Genomic DNA, 1,080 nt, shown 5'->3' on the forward strand with positions numbered 1-1,080 from the left:
CGCTGCCCGACAGCGTCATCGCTCGTTGTCCGGCGGATGAAAGTCTGCTGGCCTCGATTTTAACGGCCAAGTACGCCGATCACTTGCCGCTCTACCGGCAGGCGCAGATGCTGCGACGCAGCGATGTCCACATCAGTCGCCAAACCATCTCTAAATGGGTTCTGAGCCTCGGTGCGGGGCTCGCTCCCCTTTACGAAGCGATGAAAGCCCGCATCCTTGCCAGTGGGGTGATCTTCGTCGACGAAAGTCCGGTCAGTTTGCAGAGTCAGAGCAAAGGCCCCTGCAAAAAAGCCTATATGTGGGTCTATGCCGGCGGTGGCGGCGGAGATCCGCCCTATCGGTTCTTTGAATTTCGCACCAGCCGCAGCCATGCGCATGTCGAGCAGACCCTGAAGGAGTACCAGGGGGTTCTGCACTCGGACAAGTACGCCGCCTACGAAAAGCTGGCCCGGCGCGAGGAAATCCAGTGGTGTCCGTGCATGGCGCACGCCCGACGCAAGTTTGTCGAGGCCGAAGGAGGCGATCCGCAGCTTCGCCGCCGGATATTGCGCAAAATTCGCCACCTGTTCATGCTCGAACGAGTCGCCTGGTCGCGCAGCCCGGAAGAGCGCCTACGGATTCGCTGGGAGATCGAGAAGCCGGTTCTCGAGAACCTGAAGTCCCTGGTCAAAGAACGGATACTGGCCGGCGGCCTGCTGCCCAAGTCGAAGTTCAGCCAGGCTCTGCACTACTACTTGGACTTGGCGCCCCATTTCGAGAACTACCTGAACCACCCCGAGGCGCGGCTGGATAACAACGTGGCCGAACGGGCGATTCGTCCCCTGACGATCGGGAGGAAAAACTGGCTCTTCGTCGGCAGCGAGGAGGGCGGCCAAGCTGCCGCAACGATCCTGTCGCTGATTCAGACCTGCCGGAATCTGGACATCAACCCCCAGGAGTACCTGGAAGACGTCCTACGGCGAATCATGAGTCACCCGGCCAAGCAGATCGATGAGCTACTGCCGGATCATTGGTTAGCCTCCCGGAAGAAGAATGCCGCATCGCAGACCGTCAAGCAAGATGGGCTGGGTTGACGGTTAC

1 protein-coding gene is annotated in these 1,080 nt (G+C 60.2%); it reads left to right on the forward strand.

Annotated elements, in window-relative coordinates; genetic code table 11:
- Positions 1-1,073, forward strand: a 1,073-nt coding sequence (gene tnpC / locus BQ4888_RS10740; protein ID WP_092057196.1) for an IS66 family transposase, incomplete at its 5' end; no start/stop codon positions are given.
- Positions 1,074-1,080 lie beyond the last annotated feature (7 nt).

The sequence above is a fragment of the Desulfuromonas acetexigens genome (assembly GCF_900111775.1).
GTDB lineage: Bacteria > Desulfobacterota > Desulfuromonadia > Desulfuromonadales > Trichloromonadaceae > Trichloromonas > Trichloromonas acetexigens.